15 protein-coding genes are annotated in these 17270 nt (G+C 60.5%); 11 read left to right on the plus strand and 4 right to left on the minus strand.

From position 1 onward, the window contains the following. Nucleotides 1-25: 25 nt before the first annotated feature. On the minus strand, nucleotides 26-937 hold the full coding sequence (locus tag A6U87_RS28260) for an SMP-30/gluconolactonase/LRE family protein (RefSeq protein WP_065694646.1): 912 nt from the start codon (nucleotides 935-937) through the stop codon (nucleotides 26-28). A 215-nt stretch (nucleotides 938-1152) separates the two neighbouring features. Between A6U87_RS28260 and A6U87_RS28265 the strand changes: the two genes are divergently transcribed. The 6 genes from A6U87_RS28265 to A6U87_RS28290 all read left to right on the plus strand — a co-directional run bounded on the left by A6U87_RS28265 (nucleotide 1153) and on the right by A6U87_RS28290 (nucleotide 8718). Continuing rightward, complete coding sequence (locus A6U87_RS28265) at nucleotides 1153-2373, plus strand: adenylate/guanylate cyclase domain-containing protein (protein WP_065694647.1); 1221 nt, start codon at nucleotides 1153-1155, stop codon at nucleotides 2371-2373. A gap of 151 nt (nucleotides 2374-2524) precedes the next feature. Continuing rightward, nucleotides 2525-2956: an OsmC family protein gene (locus tag A6U87_RS28270; protein WP_065694648.1), complete on the plus strand. Its 432-nt coding sequence runs from the start codon at nucleotides 2525-2527 to the stop codon at nucleotides 2954-2956. Nucleotides 2957-3148: 192 nt separating this feature from the next. Next, nucleotides 3149-3637: a hypothetical protein gene (locus A6U87_RS28275; protein ID WP_083199701.1), complete on the plus strand. Its 489-nt coding sequence runs from the start codon at nucleotides 3149-3151 to the stop codon at nucleotides 3635-3637. Nucleotides 3638-3737: 100 nt separating this feature from the next. Next, nucleotides 3738-4346, plus strand: a complete 609-nt coding sequence (locus A6U87_RS28280) for a TetR family transcriptional regulator (RefSeq protein ID WP_065694649.1) — start codon at nucleotides 3738-3740, stop codon at nucleotides 4344-4346. A gap of 58 nt (nucleotides 4347-4404) precedes the next feature. Beyond that, nucleotides 4405-5541: an efflux RND transporter periplasmic adaptor subunit gene (locus tag A6U87_RS28285; RefSeq protein ID WP_065694650.1), complete on the plus strand. Its 1137-nt coding sequence runs from the start codon at nucleotides 4405-4407 to the stop codon at nucleotides 5539-5541. A gap of 24 nt (nucleotides 5542-5565) precedes the next feature. Further along, complete coding sequence (locus A6U87_RS28290) at nucleotides 5566-8718, plus strand: efflux RND transporter permease subunit (protein ID WP_065694651.1); 3153 nt, start codon at nucleotides 5566-5568, stop codon at nucleotides 8716-8718. Nucleotides 8719-8780: 62 nt separating this feature from the next. Here the strand turns inward: A6U87_RS28290 and A6U87_RS28295 are convergent, their stop codons facing one another. The 3 genes from A6U87_RS28295 to A6U87_RS28305 form a co-directional block, all read right to left on the minus strand. After that, a complete protein-coding gene (locus A6U87_RS28295; RefSeq protein WP_065694652.1) occupies nucleotides 8781-9701 on the minus strand; it encodes an ROK family protein in 921 nt (306 codons plus the stop codon). Nucleotides 9702-9775: 74 nt separating this feature from the next. Continuing rightward, entirely contained in the window at nucleotides 9776-11110 is a 1335-nt protein-coding gene (locus A6U87_RS28300) for a HAMP domain-containing sensor histidine kinase (RefSeq protein WP_065694653.1), read from the minus strand. 2 nt (nucleotides 11111-11112) lie between these two features. Next, nucleotides 11113-11766 (minus strand): response regulator, encoded by a 654-nt coding sequence (locus tag A6U87_RS28305; protein ID WP_065694654.1) that lies wholly within the window; start codon nucleotides 11764-11766, stop codon nucleotides 11113-11115. A 227-nt stretch (nucleotides 11767-11993) separates the two neighbouring features. Here A6U87_RS28305 and A6U87_RS28310 point away from each other — a divergent pair, with 227 nt between their 5' ends. From A6U87_RS28310 to A6U87_RS28330, 5 genes are all read left to right on the plus strand, one after another. Continuing rightward, a complete protein-coding gene (locus A6U87_RS28310; protein ID WP_065694655.1) occupies nucleotides 11994-12947 on the plus strand; it encodes a sugar-binding transcriptional regulator in 954 nt (317 codons plus the stop codon). Nucleotides 12948-13092: 145 nt separating this feature from the next. Continuing rightward, entirely contained in the window at nucleotides 13093-14403 is a 1311-nt protein-coding gene (locus A6U87_RS28315; RefSeq protein WP_065694798.1) for a sugar ABC transporter substrate-binding protein, read from the plus strand. Between the two features lie 134 nt (nucleotides 14404-14537). Next, nucleotides 14538-15410: a carbohydrate ABC transporter permease gene (locus A6U87_RS28320; protein ID WP_065694656.1), complete on the plus strand. Its 873-nt coding sequence runs from the start codon at nucleotides 14538-14540 to the stop codon at nucleotides 15408-15410. Between the two features lies 1 nt (nucleotide 15411). Then, nucleotides 15412-16242 (plus strand): carbohydrate ABC transporter permease, encoded by an 831-nt coding sequence (locus tag A6U87_RS28325; protein WP_065694657.1) that lies wholly within the window; start codon nucleotides 15412-15414, stop codon nucleotides 16240-16242. 18 nt (nucleotides 16243-16260) lie between these two features. Next, a complete protein-coding gene (locus A6U87_RS28330) occupies nucleotides 16261-17241 on the plus strand; it encodes an ABC transporter ATP-binding protein (RefSeq protein WP_065694658.1) in 981 nt (326 codons plus the stop codon). Nucleotides 17242-17270: the final 29 nt, after the last annotated feature.

Here is a 17270-nt window from a genome sequence, read left to right on the forward strand (position 1 = left end):
GGAAAGAAAATTGCAGAGGACGGCGTTAGGGATATTGTGCGCCGTTGGTCGTGGTGTAGATCGAGTACACCGATTGTGTCGCCGTTATGAACAGACGGTTCTTCTTGGGCCCGCCGAAGGTCAGGTTCGAGACGGTCTGCGGCACCTTTATCTTGCCCAGCAGCGTGCCGTCCGGCGCGATGCAGTGAACGCCATCCGCCGCGCTGCTCCACAGGTTCCCCTGAACATCGAAACGGAAACCGTCTGGAACGCCGGTTTCGATCGAGCAGAAGTAGCGGCTGTTTGTCAGTTTGCGGCCGTCGGAGACATCGAAGATGCGGATATGGCGGGGCACATCGTGATCGGACGAGCCGGAATCGGCGATGTAGAGCTGCTTTTCGTCGGGCGAGAAGGCGAGGCCGTTCGGTTGGATGAAATCGGTCGCGACGGCATCGATTTCGCCCGTTGCGGCATCGATCCGGTAGACGTTCCGGGTTTCCTGCTCGGGCTCGGCTTTGTGGCCCTCATAGTCAGACATGATGCCGTAGCTCGGATCGCTGAACCAGATCGAGCCGTCCGACTTGACGACCACGTCGTTCGGCGAATTCAGACGTTTGCCCTGGTAGCTGTCGGCGAGCACGGTGATGCGGCCATCGGGTTCGGTGCGCGTCACGCGCCGGCCGCCATGTTCACAGGACACGAGGCGACCCTGCCGGTCTCGGGTGTTGCCGTTCACGTAATTGGACGGTGCGCGAAAGACCGATACGCCGCCATCCGGCACCCAGCGCATGATGCGCTCGTTGGGAATGTCGCTCCAAAGCAGGCAATTGAGATCGGAAAACCAGACCGGTCCTTCCGCCCAGCGGCACCCGGAATAAAGCTCTTCAAGCCTGGCACTACCGGCGATCAGGCTGCGGAAACGTTCGTCACGAACCTCGTAAGGCGCATCTTGCGACACGATCTGGCTCCTCCCAAAGCGATGTGACTCCCTTCGTAAACGTAAACGGAGGAGCGTGCCAGATGCCAACAGCGCAAAAATCGATAGTGTGGCTGCTTTGCCGTAGGTGCTTTTTCGAGATCGACCGGGGCCGCACGCGCAGATCGCGAACGGAGGTTTGTCTTTTCCTCGCCGGGAAAATCAGGCTAGTTCTTTTCCGGCAGCGAGGTGGTGACATGGAACACAGCGATATCGGGACGGTTGCGGCATGGTTGACCGAGCAGGGGCTGAAAGGCGTCTCGGAATCTGATCTGCTGACGGGCTTTTGCGGCATATGCCGCGATTTCGGGCTGCCGATCGATCGCGGCATGGCGTTGATGGACACGCTGCATCCAGTGCACGAGGGTCGTGCGTTCCGCTGGGACAGCCAGGAGGACATCGAGCCGGAATTCGCCTACGGCCCCACCGGCGGCGAGGGAAACTCGCTCGAGAGCTGGCATCGGTCAGCCTTCTATTATCTCTGGGCCGGGACTGAAAACGAGGTGCGCCGCCGCATCGGCTTCGGCGATCCGACGGATTTCTCGATGCTCGAGAAGATGGCCAAGGACGGCCATACGGATTTCGTCGCGATGGTTCACCGTTTTGCCAAGGCCGGCACGATCGGTGAGATGGATTGCTTCTTCTCACATTTCTCGACGCGCCATCCGGAGGGTTTTTCGGATCATGAAATGATGATCCTTCGCAAGCTCGTGCCGGTGCTGGCGCTTGCGATCAAGTGCATCGCGCTCGGGCGGATCGCGCGCACGATTGCGGAGGTCTATCTCGGCGAGGATGCCGCGCGCCAGGTTCTCGACGGCAAGATCATGCGCGGAAAGTCCGAGCGCATCTCCGCTGCGCTGTGGTTTTCCGATCTCATGAACTACACGAAGATATCCGACAGCGCGCCGCCGGAAGAGATCCTTCCAATGCTGAATGCGTATAGCGACGTGGTCATTTCGGCTATTCACGAGGCTGGGGGAAACGTTCTGAAGCTGATCGGCGACGGCGTGCTGGCAATTTTCAAGGCCGATGACCCGGTGGACGCCTGCAGCGCCGCACTGAGCGCCGAACGGCTCCTCAGGGAGAAGCTCGCGCGGTTGAATGACGAGCGTGCGCTGGAGGAACGACCGACCACCGATGTTTATCTCGGCCTCCACATCGGCGATGTCTTCTACGGCAATATCGGCAGCATGGAGCGGCTGGACTTCACGGTCATCGGACCCGCGGTGAACGAGGTGAGCCGCATTGCGTCGATGTGCCGGTCGGTTGATTTCAACGTGCTGATGTCCTCGGACTTCGTTGCCAACATTCCGCAAGAGACCCGTGATCGGCTGGCCTGCGTCGGTCGCTACGCGTTGCGGGGCGTGCAGCGAGCCCAGGAACTCTACACCCTCGATACCGGCCGCATCATGAGCTGATCGCGCAGACCGACGGGATCAAATTTCGCATGCCTGTCGCCTTCCTGATTTAGAGGATTATATCCAGCGGCGAGGGTCCGTTGCGCCTCTCGAACGAACGGCGCGGCTTGTTCGCTGCGTTCGACGAAAACTCAATCAACAGGAGAACGGCATGCAGATCAATCGTACAGCTTCCGCACAGTGGTCGGGCGGTCTCAAGGACGGCAAGGGCCAGATTTCGACGCAAAGCGGCGCGCTGAAGTCCTATCCCTACGGCTTTGCAAGCCGCTTCGAAGGCCTCCCGGGCACCAACCCGGAAGAACTGATCGGCGCGGCCCATGCCGGCTGCTTCACGATGGCCCTGTCGCTGATACTCAACGAGGCTGGCTTTACGGCCGACAATATGGAAACAACCGCAAAGGTAACGCTGGAGAGCGTTGAAGGTGGTTTTGCCATCAGCGCGATCCAGCTGACGCTGCGCGGCAGTGTTCCGAACGCAGATGAAAAGACCTTCATCGAACTTGCAAACAAGGCGAAGGCCGGTTGCCCGGTTTCGAAGGCACTGTCGGCGGTTCCGATTTCCCTGGATGTTCAGCTCATCTAGGTTCCAGTGAGCAGAAGAGCCGCGTGCCGCGGCTAGCGGCACGCATACATCACGTTGCTCTCTTTAAATTTCTCTTTCATTTGAAGCGATTACACTGCAGCATCCGCTGCGCAGGTCCGTAGTGCGTCCTGCCGTCATCCCGCATTTTCATTGCCCATTCTTTTGACCCGCCTTCATCAAGGGAGTTAAACCATGTCGGGAATAGCAGCTCTTACTTTGTTTCATGTCATTGTCAGCCTGATCGCGATCGTTGCCGGTGTCGCGCTTGCCTACGGGCTTATTTCAGGAAAGCGCTTCGACCGGTGGACCGCTTTGTTCATGCTGACCACGGCGGTCACGGTCCTGACGGGCTTCGTCTTTCCCTATAATGGCTTCACGCCGGGGATCGGTGTCGGCATCATCTGTGTTCTGGTCTTCATACCCACGGCACTCGCCCGCTATCGTTTTGGGATGGCCGGTTTCTGGCGCCCCGTCTTCATCGTGGGCGCGCTCGCGCTCTTCTACTTCAACTGTCTGGTCTTCGTCGTTCAGTCGTTCCAGAAGATAACACCCCTCAACGCGCTGGCGCCGACCGGGGGAGAGCCGATCGTGGGCATCGTGCAGGCAATTGTTTTCCTTGCATTTCTGATTGTCGGCTATCTCAGCCTTCGCCGCTTTCGCCCAGTTGTGGCCGGCTTCTAGGTCGTTCTGCCGCAGCGCAGCAGATTGACAAATGCCACTTGATGTTTTACTACTGACGAAATTCAAAAATCGTCAGTCGTAATTCAGGTGTGCAGAACTCATGAACGACATCGCCGAAAACGCCCTTGATTCAACGCGACAGGAGAATGTGACCCGCATTCTCGATGCCGCCGAAAGGCTGTTTCGCCACTACGGCTACTCGAAGACCACGGTTGCAGACATCGCCCGCGACCTGGGCATGTCGCCCGCCAACGTCTACCGCTTCTTCTCTTCCAAGGTTGAAATCCACCAGGCTATCTGTGGCCGGATGCTGGCTGCCAGCTATCAGCAGGCCTATGACATCTGTCACCTCCCCCTCAGTGCTTCCGAGCGGCTTAGCCGCTTCGTGCGCGGTCAGTACCAGATGACCGTCGAGACCATGATCGATCAGGAAAAGGTGCACGAGATGGTCGTCGTTGCCATCGAACGCGACTGGCACGTGATCGAGAGACATGTCGACAGCATTCACGACCTGCTGGCCGAGGTGATCCGCGAGGGTATCGAGGCCGGCGAATTCGTCGATCAGGACCCGGCTGCGGCATCTCGCTGCTTCGGGGCTGCGACGACAACGCTCTGCCACCCGATCATGGTGGCCCAATGTCTTGCCAAGACCAACCGCGCGACGGTGGATGAACTGATCGATTTCTCGATCAGGGCACTGAAAAAATAGCCCGACGGTCAGGCCGCCGCGCCACTCAACACACAAAACCATTTTAGGAGTGCGAAAGATGATTTCGCTGAAGACAGTCAAGTTGCCGTCCGTTGTCAGTCTCGCGCTGCTTGGCGCTGTGTCGCTCGCCGTTTCCGGCTGCAGCGATGAAAAGAAGGCCGAAACCAAGGAGATCCTGCGGCCCGTCAAGGTGGTCGAGATCACCAAGGCCGGCGATACGCGCTCGCTTGACTATTCCGGTGCCGTCAAGGCGCGAGTCGAGATGAACCTCGGCTTCCGCGTTGCCGGCAAGATCACCGAGCGGCGTGTCAATATCGGCGACCGCGTACAGCCGGGCGATCTGATCGCGCGCATCGACGCGACCGATTACGAACTTGCGACGAGAACGGCCGAGGCGAACCTTGCCGCCGCCGAAAAGGGCGTCGGCACCGCCGATCTTGCCAACAAGCGCGCGCAGCAGTTGTTCGATAGGAGCGTCACTGCAAAATCGCAGCTGGAACAGGCGTCGCTGAGCTACGACCAGGCCGTCTCCACCCGCGATGCCGCAGCTTCCTCGCTCGATCAGGCGAGAAACCAGGTGAGCTACGCCGAGCTGAAGGCCGACCAGAGCGGCATCGTTACGGCGATCAGTGCCGATGTCGGTGCGGTCGTTGCGGCCGGTACGCCGGTAGCGACGGTTGCGCTTGACGGCGAAAAGGAAGTGCAGATCGCGGTGCCGGAAAACGATATCGCGCAGTTCAAGCCGGGCAAGGCGGTGAAGGCGAGCTTCTGGTCGGACAACAAACTGGTTCTTGAAGGCAAGGTGCGCGAAGTTTCGGGAAGCGCCGATGCGCAGTCGCGGACATTTGCGGTTCGCGTCAGCCTGCCGAACGATGACCGCGTTCTGCTCGGCATGACGGCGACGATCGAGGCTGATGTCAACAACACGAATGCCCATGTCGTCATCCCGCTCGCAGCGCTCTCCGAGAAGGATGGCAAGAAGATCGTCTGGGTGGTCGATCGCGATGAGGCGACGGTTCATGCTCGCGATGTCACGGTGGCCGATTTTACCGGTGATGGCGTCAACGTTTCCGACGGCCTGAAGACCGGCGACCTCGTCGTTGCCGCCGGCACGCAGTTCATGACCGAAAATCTCAAGGTCAAGCTGCCAGGTCAGCAGTCGGCATCTGCCGAAGCTGCCAGCGTCGTTCGCTAAGCGGTCAGGAGAGGGAACGGGACAATGGACAACTCCACCACCGAGAAGAAGCCCTTCAACCTGTCGCGCTGGGCGATCGGTCATCCGAGCATCGCGCGCTTCCTGTTCGGGCTCATCCTAATCACCGGCGTGCTCGGGCTGATGCGCATGGGCCAGAAGGAAGATCCTGACTTCACCTTCCGCGTCATGGTCGTGCAGGCCGTTTGGCCGGGCTCGTCCATCCAGGAGATGGAAGACCAGGTGGTCAACAAGATCGAGCGCAAGCTGCAGGAAACCCCGCATATCGACTGGGTGAAGTCCTACACGCGCGCCGGTTCCGCCGTCATCACGCTGCAGGTCAAGGGCGACACCAACGCGGCGCAGGTCGCCGATGCCTTCTACCAGGTTCGCAAGAAGGTCGGCGATATCTCGAACGAATTGCCGGAAGGCTTGCTCGGTCCCTATTTCAACGACGAATTCGGCGATACCTTCATAACGCTGCATTCGATCAGCGGTGATGGCTACAGCTATCCCGAGCTGAAGAAGTTCGCGATCCAGGCGCGCGACATGCTGCTGACGACGCCGGGCGTCGAGAAGGCGGTCATCATCGGTGATCAGCCGGAGAAGATCTATATCGACGTCTCCTCCAAGGCGCTCGCAGAACGCGGGCTGACCATTCTCGACCTGCAGAATGCCATCAAGGGCCAGAATAGTGTCGATCCGGCAGGCTCGGTCGATACCGGCACGCGCTCGGTGCGCATCGCCGTCGAAGGCGACGTGACGAAGGCAGCCGATATCCGCGAGCTCCGACTCAAGGCCGGCAATCAGGTCACGCGTCTCGGCGATATCGCCACCGTCTATTCCGGTCTCGAAGACCCCTATCAGAAGAAGTACCGCTTCAATGGCCATGAGAGCGTCCAGGTCGGCGTCGTCATGGCCAAGGGCTTCAAGGTCACCGATGTCGGCAAGGATGTCGAAGCGACTTACAAGCACTTCGAGGAATCGCTGCCATATGGCGTTGCCGTCGACCAGATCTCCAACCAGCCCGATGTCGTCACCGATGCGGTCAGCGAGTTCATGCACGCGCTCGGTGAAGCGCTGGTGATCGTCCTGATCGTCTCGTTCCTCTCGATCGGCTGGCGCTCGGGCCTCGTGATCGCGATCGCCATTCCGCTGGTGCTGGCCGCGACCTTCGCCATCATGTACGAGCTCGGCATCGACCTGCAGCGTATCTCGCTCGGGGCGTTGATCATTGCGCTTGGGCTCCTCGTCGACGACGCGATGATCGTGGTCGAGTTGATGGAGCGAAAGCTCGAAGAGGGGTTGGTGAAGATCGAGGCGGCGAGTTTCGCCTACTCCTCGACCGCCTTCCCGATGCTGACGGGTACTCTCATCACCACGGCCGGTTTCATTCCGGTTGGTTTCGCGGCCTCTACCGCCGGCGAATATGTCCGCACGCTGTTCTATGTCGTCGGCATCGCGCTCGTCGTGTCGTGGTTCGTGGCGGTTTATTTCACGCCGTGGCTCGGCTACATGATCCTGAAGCAGCGCCAGCACGCCGGCGGCGAGCATCATGACGCCTTCGACACCAGCTTCTATCGCCGGCTGCGGTCGACGGTCGGCTGGGCCGTGCGCCACCGGATCATTGTCGTCGCTATGACACTGGTGACCTTCGCCACCAGCCTCTGGGCCTTCCAGTTCATTCCGCAGAACTTCTTCCCGCAGTCCTCGCGTCCCGAGATCCTCGTCGATCTCTGGCTGCCCGAGGGTACCAGCATCAAGGAAGTCGAGAAGCAATCGAAGGCGCTCGAAGCCAAGATCATGGACGACAAGGATAAGAAGTTCGTCGCCACCTATATCGGCGAAGGCGCACCACGCTTCTTCCTACCGCTCGACCAGCAGCTTCCGAACCCGAACTTCGCGCAGCTGCTGATCATGGCGAACGACGAGCCGGCCCGCGAACGGCTGATCGTCAAGCTGCGTGATATCCTCGCCGAGGACTTCCCTGACATTCGTGGCAAGGTTGACCGCCTGTTCCTCGGTCCGCCGACCGGCTGGCCCGTGCAGATGCGCGTCATGGGTCCGGATCGCCAGGAAGTCCGCAAGATCGCGGACGAGGTAAAGGCGAAATTCCAGGCCAATCCGCTGCTCGGCGCCATCCACGATGACTGGCTGGAGCAGGTACCGGCGATGAAGCTGGTGATCGACCAGGATCGTGCCCGCGCCCTCGGGGTCACCTCGCAACGCGTCCGCCAGATGCTGCAGACGGCGATGTCCGGCGCACCGCTCGATGATTTCCGCGATGGCGAGGAAACGGTGTCGATCGTTGCCCGCGAGCCGGATGCCAATCGCTCGCTGCTGTCGGCCGTCAACTCGGTCTATGTGCCGACAGACTTCGGCGGCTTCGTGCCGGTCTCGCAGATCGCCAAGGTGGTGCCTGTTCTCGAGCAGGGTATCGAGTGGCGGCGTGATCGTCTGCCGACGATCAGCATCCGTGCGACGCTTCCCGATGGCGTGCAGTCAAATGACGTCGTCATGAAGATGTATGCCGATCTGCAGCCGCTGCGTGACAGCCTGCCGGCCGGCTACAAGGTCGAGATCCAGGGTGGCGCGGAAGATTCCGCCGAAAGCCAGGCATCGATCGCCGCCAAGGCACCAATCATGCTTGTCGTCATCGTCCTGCTCCTGATGGCGCAGCTGCAGCACTTCGGTAAGGCGATGCTGGTGCTGGCGACTGGCCCGCTCGGCATCATCGGCGCTGCTGCGGCACTGCTGATCTCCGGCGCGCCCTTCGGCTTCGTCGCGATCCTCGGCGTCATCGCGCTGCTCGGCATCATCATCCGTAACTCAATCATTCTCGTCGATCAGATCGACCAGGATATCAAGGCGGGGATGCATCGACAGGAGGCGATTGTCGGCGCGGCGGTGCGCCGTTTCCGCCCGATCATGCTGACGGCGCTAACGGCGGTTCTGGCGCTGATCCCGATCTCGCGCGGCGTGTTCTGGGGTCCGCTCGCCTACGCCATGATGGGCGGCATTCTGGTCGCAACGGTTCTGACGATCCTGGTGTTGCCGGCGGCCTACGCACTGTTCTTCGGCAAGGAGCCGAAGACGAAGGAAGACGAAAAGAGCCTCGCGTCGAACAGCAACGACGCGGTGCCCGATCACCATCAGCCTCCGGCGGTGGCGGCAGAGTGAACGAAAATGGCGCGGTGAAGACCGCGCCATTTCTTTTTGGTGAAGGATCCTAGTCCGCCAGCTCAAGCCGTCAGATCGGCTTCCGCTCTCAACCCGAGCAGCGCTGCGCCGATCAGCCCGGGTTCGACGCGGCATTCGCTGCGTACGACGATCGGGCGGTCGAACTTGCGCAGGATTCGCTGCCGCACGGCTTTGTCGAGTTCGGCAAGCAGAGGCTCGACGTTCGACAGTCCACCGGCCACCGGTACAATGGTTGCGCCGGTGATGTTGATTGTCAGCGCCAACGGGGAGGCGACGAGATCCACGTAGACGTCCATCGTCCGCGTTGCCTTCTCTTCGCCCTTCAGCCACTGGTCGATGATCTCCTGGCTTGAGAAGTCGAGATCATGGAGCGTCTGGTGCAGCCGCTCGACGCCGCGGGCTCCGCCAATGGTATCGACGCAGCCCTTCTGGCCGCAACCGCACTGGAAATGGGGGATTTCGACGGGTGGGTTGCCGGCACGCAAGGCGACGATAGAGCCGTGGCCCCATTCACCGGCAAAACCGCCCGCTTCGTTGATCAGCCGGCCATTGGCCGCCACGCCGCCGCCGACGCCGGTGCCGAGAATGGCACCGAGCACGATGCGATGTCCCCTGCCGGCGCCAAGGCCGGCTTCGGCCATTGCAAAGCAATCCGCATCGTTGGCAATCAGGACAGGAAGACCGAACTCAGCCTCGAGGTCGGCGGCGAGATTGCGCCCGTGGATGCAGGGGATGTTGGCGCAGGTCAGCCGCTGCGTATCCGGATCGACCACACCAGCGATCGAGAAGGAAAGCCGCGTCGGCTGTTCGCCGGTCTCGGCAATGATCGCGCGCAAAGTGGCGATGAAGGCGGCAAAGTCATCGACGGGTGTCGGGTGACGACCGAGTGGAGTGATGTCGGTTTCAGAGCGGGCGATGCCGCCCTTGATGGCCGAACCGCCAATATCGAAAGAGATGATCATTCGGATTCTGCTTGTTCGAGAAGCTCAGCGTCTGCTCGCACCGTTCGGCATGATTTGCAAGCCAAAACCAACGCTCAGGCGGGCAGGATGATGCGGGCCTCGAAACCGGATGCCTCGCCGCTCGCGGGCGAAAACAGCTCCAGGGTCCCGCCCATTTGCGAGACAATCCGATCGGCGATCGCCAAGCCGAGGCCGGAGCCAGCGCCCGTGGTCTTGCCGCGCCGGAAGCGCTTTTTCAGCGTCTGGATGTCGATCTCTCGTACAGCCGGCCCGTCGTTGACGACGCGAATGACGCCGTCGCCCTCTAGGCTGACATTGACCGGCATTTCGGGATCCCCGTGCGTCAGAGCGTTTTCGATCAGGTTGCGGATGACGATGCCGAAGGCGTCCATGTCGGCGTTGCGGGTCAACGTCGCGCCTTTCGCCGCCGAGTAGCGCAATCGGCCGTGCGAGCGGCTGTCGCGCTCAAAGTCCGATACCACCATGTCCAGCACCGGCCGCAGATCGGCAGGCGTGGCGCTGCCGCCGATCCCCGCTTCGGCGCGGGACAACTGCAACAACTTCTCTGCGAGCCGTCCCAGATTGATGAGCGAAGTTTCGACCTGTCGGGCACGCAGTTGCGTTTGCCCAGGTCCAAGCTCTTCGGCAAGGCGCTGGGTCTGTGCCAGTGCTCCCGCGATCGGTGTACGCAGTTCATGGGCGCTGTTGGCGGTGAACTCGCGCTCCGCCTCCAGGGCCGCGCGCAGCCGGTCGAGCAACAGGTTCACGGAGCGCGCGATCGGCCTCAGTTCCTTCGGCAAGCTGTTGCCTGCAAGCGGCGCCAGATTGCCGCCGTCCTTCGTTCCGATATCCTGCCGCAAGGCATCCAGCGGCCTCATTGCGCGGCTCACGATGAACCAGACAGCGAAGATGCTGGCCGGGATGAGGGCGATGAGCGGAATGAGCAGCGTAGCGGCGCTTTCGCGCACGGCCTCCCGGCGATTCTTGAAGCGATCTGCGACTTGCAGAAACAGGCTGCCATCAGCCGACCGCTCCGTGTAGATCCGTGCCGTGTCGGTATCGTGGAAACCGGTTTTCAGCGGAACCTGGAACGGTTCAGCCGAGGCGTCGTTGGAACGAAGCACGACCTTGCCGCTGGCGTCGCGCACCTGGTAGGTCAGATACTCGCGGTTTGCTGCCGTTCTCAATATTGCGACACTGCGCGGGTCATCCATGTTGCCCTGCGCCATGTCGTCGATGATGAGAGCCAGCAAACGCTCCGTCGTCTCCTGCTGGGCGCTATCGAAGATCTCGTCGAACTCGTGTTGCATGACACGAATGCTCAGGCCGATTGCCAGCAACCAGAAGATGACCATGACGGTTGTCAGGGCAAGAATAAGCGGGCGGGTAATACTGCGTTCAGACTTCATCGTCATCCAAGGGTGTAGCCTATGCCGCGCGCGGTGCGGATGCGTTCCTTGCCGATCTTTTTGCGAAGCCGGCTGACGTAGACCTCAACGGTGTTGCTCTCGATCTCGGAGCCGAAGGCATAGAGCGCCTCCTCGATGCGATCTTTGGAAACGATCGCGCCGGGGCGTGCTGTCAAGAGATCGAGAACGGCCCACTCCCGGCTTGTGAGAATGATAGGCTCGCCTGCCACCGACAGCTTGTGTTGGGGCCTGTCGATCTCGATATCGGAAATGCGGAGAACGGGATGCGGATTGCCTTCGTAGCGTCGCGCGACGGCCATTATCCGTGCTTCCAGTTCGCCGAGGTTGAAGGGCTTGACGAGGTAGTCGTCGGCACCGGCATTCAATCCCTCGATGCGGTCCGAGATCTGGTCGCGGGCGGTAAGGATGATAACAGGCGTTCTGACGTCCCGGGCGCGAATGCGCCGGAGGAAGTCAACGCCGCTTCCGTCGGGAAGCTGAAGATCGAGCAGGATGAGGCCATATTCGACGGGACCGGTCGCAACGTCGGCGTTGGCGAGGTTGCTGACCCAGTCCACAGCATGATTTGCAGCCGTGACGTGGTCCCGCACGGCTTCGCCAATCATCTTGTCGTCTTCAACCAGCAGGATTCGCACGGTTTTTCCTCTCAACCACAGTTAGCTTGCAGTTCGGCATTCGGTCAAGCAGAGGCTTCTGCGGCGAAGATGGCTGGACGATGACGGAGACAGGCTTCATACGACCCGAATTAGGCGGCATATTGCCACGACGTACTCGACATTTACCCGAATTTTGTTTTCATCTAGTAGCGACTCATGAGCTTTACCGGCGGAAGCCGGCACATCCTGCACGGTAGATATAGTTGATGGTGAAGAGATCCGAGACACCCGGAAGGCTGGATGACGCCGCGCGCGCCGGTTGGCTGTATTACGTCGCGGGCCGGACGCAGGATGAGATCGCTGCGACGATGGGTATTTCCCGGCAGTCCGCGCAGCGCCTGGTTTCGCTCGCCGTGGCCGAGCGGTTGATCAAGGTGCGCCTGGACCATCCCATTGCCGCCTGCCTCGAGCTGGCCAATGCCGTTCGCAAGAAGTATGGCCTGAAGCATGTCGAGATCGTGCCCAGCGATCCGGGATCTGCATCGACGACCATCGGCATTGCCGAGGCAGCGGCGGCCGAGATCGAACGCTGGCTGAAGCGGCCGGACCCGATCGTATTGGCTGTCGGGACCGGGCGCACGCTGAAGGCTGCGGTCGACCAACTGCCGGCGATCGAATGTCCCAACCATCGTATCGTGTCATTGACCGGCAATATCGCGCCCGACGGCTCGGCCGCCTACTATAACGTCATCTTCAGCATGGCGGATGCGGTGAAGGCACGGCACTTTCCAATGCCGCTTCCGGTTCTCGTAACGTCAGCCAAGGAGCGGGAAACGCTGCATGCGCAACAGCTGGTGCACGCGACGCTGGAGATGAGCGCGCAGGCGGATGTCACCTTCGTCGGCATCGGCGAACTCGGCATCGATGGGCCGCTTTGCGTCGATGGGTTTCTAGAGAAAGACGAGATGATGGAGCTCATGCGCAACGGCGCGGTCGGCGAAATCTGCGGCTGGGTTTTCGACAGCGAAGGCAGGCTGCTGGACCATCCGATCAATGACCGCGTCGCGTCCGCTTCGATCCCATCGCGCGATTCGTCGACTGTCATCGGCATTGCCAAGGGGAAGCGGAAATTCAAGGCGATGAAGGCGGCCGTACTGGGTCATCAGATCAACGGTTTGATCACCGATGAGGAAGCTGCCGAGTATTTGCTCAAGGCGTGAGCAAAAATATTTATATTTGAAATCAGTTAGATAATGCATTCATTCGCTGTTGCAGCAACGAATGGTGATTGACTTTTTTTGCTCCGCGATGAGTAATTGCCCATGAGCAAAGCGAATGCTCGCACTCATCTTCTGGGAGGAAGATATGACATTGAGAACTCTCCTGCTGGGCGCCTGCTCGGCACTGGCGTTTGCCGGCATGGCTTCGGCCGAGACGCTGACGATCGCGACCGTCAACAACGGCGACATGATCCGGATGCAGAAGCTGACGGACGACTTCAAGAAAAAGAACCCCGGTATTGATCTCGAGTGGGTAACCCTCGAAGAAAACGTGCTGCGCCAGAAGGTTACGACTGACATCGCGACCAAGGGCGGTCAGTACGACGTTCTGACGATCGGCACCTACGAAGTTCCGATCTGGGCAAAGCAGGGCTGGCTTCTGCCGCTCGACAATCTCGGCAAGGACTACGATGCCGACGACCTGCTGCCGGCTATCCGCAGTGGTCTGACGACTGACGGCAAGCTCTATGCGGCACCATTCTACGGCGAAAGCTCGATGGTCATGTACCGCAAGGACCTCTTCGATGCCGCCGGCCTGAAGATGCCCGACGCGCCGACCTGGGACTTCATCGCGGATGCCGCGAAGAAGATCACCAACAAGGACAAGGAAATCTACGGCATCTGCCTGCGCGGCAAGGCCGGCTGGGGCGAAAACATGGCCTTCCTGACGGCCATGTCGAACTCCTTCGGTGCTCGCTGGTTCGATGAGCAGTGGAAGCCGCAGTTCGATCAGCCGGAGTGGAAGGACACGCTGAACTTCTACGTCAACCTGATGAAGGAAGCCGGCCCTCCCGGTGCTTCGTCCAACGGCTTCAACGAAAACCTGGCGCTCTTCCAGACCGGCAAGTGTGGCATGTGGATCGATGCGACCGTTGCTGCGTCCTTCGTCAGCAACCCGAAGGAATCGACCGTCGCCGACAAGGTCGGCTTCGCTCTGGCTCCGGACAAGGGTCTCGGCAAGCGCGGCAACTGGCTCTGGGCCTGGAACCTCGCCATCCCGGCAGGCTCGCAGAAGGTCGAAGCGGCTGAGAAGTTCGTCGCCTGGGCAACGAGCAAGGATTACACCAACCTCGTCGCCGAGAAGGAAGGCTGGCTGAACGCACCTCCCGGTACGCGCTCTTCGCTCTATGCGAACGCCGACTACCAGAAGGCAGCGCCGTTTGCGAAGATGACGCTCGACAGCATCAACTCCGCCGACCCGACCAAGCCGACCGTCAAGCCGGTTCCTTATGTTGGTGTCCAGTTCGTCGCCATTCCTGAATTCCAGGGTATCGGCACGGCCGTCGGCCAGCAGTTCTCCGCAGCTCTTGCCGGCCAGGTTTCGGTCGACCAGGCCCTGCAGAGCGCACAGCAGCTGACGACACGCGAAATGACGAAGGCTGGTTACATCAAATAAATAACCTCCTGAGAGGCGGGGGATTTGACCTCCCCGCCCGTCTAGGCCGCCGGTGCCCGAAATTGCGTCGGCGGCCCTTTTTACTTAGCTGTCCTGCAGCCGTTCGCCCCCTCCTGACATGATCGGTCGTCGCCATGGCAACGTTACACACCCGCTCCGCAGCACGAATGATGATTGCGCCATCCGTGATCCTGCTCTTCCTGTGGATGATCGTCCCGCTTGTGATGACGATCTACTTCTCGACGCTGAACTACAATCTGCTCAGCCCGGGGATGGAAACCTTCGTCGGCTTCCTGAACTACAAATACTTCCTGACCGATCCGGCCTTTTTCTCGGCGTTGATCAATACGCTGCTGCTGGTGCTCGGCGTGCTTTTGATCACCGTCGTCGGCGGCATCGCCTTCGCGCTGCTTCTGAACCAGGATATCTACGGGCAGGGCATCGTTCGCATCCTTGTCATCGCGCCCTTCTTCGTCATGCCGACGGTTGCGGCTCTGGTGTGGAAGAACATGTTCATGAACCCGGTCAACGGGCTCTTCGCGCATCTCGCCAAGGCGCTGGGGCTCCAGCCCTATGACTGGCTTGCCAATGCGCCACTCTTCTCGATCATCCTGATCGTTGCCTGGCAGTGGCTGCCGTTTGCGACGCTCATCATGCTGACCGCCCTGCAGTCGCTCGACGAAGAGCAGCAGGAAGCGGCCGAAATGGATGGCGCCGGCGTCGTCTCGAAGTTCATCTACATCATCCTGCCGCACATGGCCCGCGCCATCACGGTGGTGATCCTGATCCAGACGATCTTCCTGCTCTCGGTCTTTGCCGAAATCCTCGTCACCACCAATGGCGGGCCGGGCACGCAGAGTACGAACCTCACCTATCTCGTCTATGTGCAGGCGCTTCTGCAGTTCGATATCGGCGGCGCTTCGGCGGGCGGTATCGTCGCGGTCATCCTCGCCAATATCGTTGCGATCTTCCTCGTACGCCTCGTCGGCAAGAATCTGGAGGCTTGAGATGGCTAGAAAAGTCACAACCCAGCGCAAGGTCGTCATGACCGCCATCGCCTGGACGCTCGGCATCCTGATCTTTTTCCCGATCCTCTGGACGTTCCTGACGAGCTTCAAGACGGAAGCGGATGCCATCGCCTCGCCGCCGCAGTTCCTGTTCTTCCACTGGACGACGGAGAGCTATTCGGAGGTGCAGAGCCGTTCGAACTATCTCAGCCACTTCATGAATTCGGTGATCATTTCGTTCGGCTCGACGCTGATCGGTCTGATCATCGCGATCCCCGCCGCCTGGGCGATGGCGTTTTCGCCGACCAAGCGGACGAAGGATGTCCTGATGTGGATGCTGTCGACGAAGATGATGCCGCCGGTCGGCGCGCTCATCCCCATCTACCTGATGTTCCGCAACTCGGGCCTGCTCGACAGCCGCCTCGGCCTGGTGATCATCCTGACCTTGATCAACCTGCCGATCATCATCTGGATGCTCTACACCTACTTCAAGGAAATCCCCGGCGAGATCCTGGAGGCGGCGCGTATGGACGGTGCATCGCTTGCCAAGGAAATCATCTACGTGCTGACGCCGATGGCGGTGCCGGGCATTGCCTCGACGCTGCTCCTCAATATCATCCTCGCCTGGAACGAAGCCTTCTGGACGTTGAACCTCAGTGCCTCGAAAGCGGCACCGCTGACAGCGTTCATTGCCTCCTATTCCAGCCCCGAAGGCCTGTTCTACGCCAAGCTTTCGGCAGCCTCCACGATGGCGATCGCGCCCATCCTGATCCTCGGCTGGTTCAGCCAAAAACAACTCGTCCGCGGCCTGACCTTCGGCGCGGTCAAATAAGATACCAGGGAGAGAAACATGGGCAGCATTACCCTTCAGAAAGTCTCGAAGGTCTTCGGCGAAGCCAAGGTCATCCCGTCGATCGACCTCGAGATCAAGGACGGCGAGTTCGTCGTCTTCGTCGGCCCGTCGGGCTGCGGCAAGTCCACGCTTCTCAGGCTGATTGCCGGCCTCGAGGACGTCAGCGCCGGCAAGATCGTCATCGACGGCAAGGATGCCACCGAAACCGCGCCGTCGGAACGCCGGCTTGCCATGGTGTTCCAGTCCTACGCGCTCTATCCGCATATGAGTGTCCGCAGCAACATCGCCTTCCCGCTGAAGATGGCTGGCATGGCCAAGCCCGAGATCGACAAGAAGGTGGCGGATGCGGCCCGCGTACTCAATCTCACCGACTATCTTGAGCGCAAGCCGCGCGCTCTCTCGGGCGGTCAGCGCCAGCGCGTGGCGATCGGCCGTGCGATCGTTCGCCAGCCGTCGGCCTTCCTGTTCGACGAACCGCTGTCCAACCTCGACGCGGCGCTGCGCGTCAACATGCGTCTCGAGATCAGCGAACTGCACCAGCAGCTGAAGACAACCATGATCTATGTCACCCACGACCAGGTCGAGGCCATGACCATGGCTGACAAGATCGTCGTCTTGAACCGAGGCAACATCGAGCAGGTCGGCTCGCCGATGGAGCTTTACTCCAAGCCGCGCAACCTGTTCGTCGCCGGCTTCATCGGTTCGCCGAAGATGAACTTCGTTAAGCAGGGTTCGCAGACGCTCGGCGTGCGTCCCGAACATATCCAGCTTTCAACAGAGAGCGGCGAATGGAAGGGTAAGATTACCGTCGCCGAACATCTCGGTTCCGACACCTTCCTGCATGTCGATGTCGAGGGCATCGGGCAGATGACGGCGCGCGGCGGCGGCGACTTCCCGGCCAAGGCCGGCGACACCGTCTACCTGACCGCCGACAAGGCACGGATTCACAAGTTCAACGAGCAAGGCCTCGCCATCTGAGCAAGGCTTCCGGGGTAGAGATGACAGCG

Origin of the sequence: Rhizobium sp. AC44/96 (assembly GCF_001692185.1) — a bacterium.
Lineage (GTDB): Bacteria > Pseudomonadota > Alphaproteobacteria > Rhizobiales > Rhizobiaceae > Rhizobium.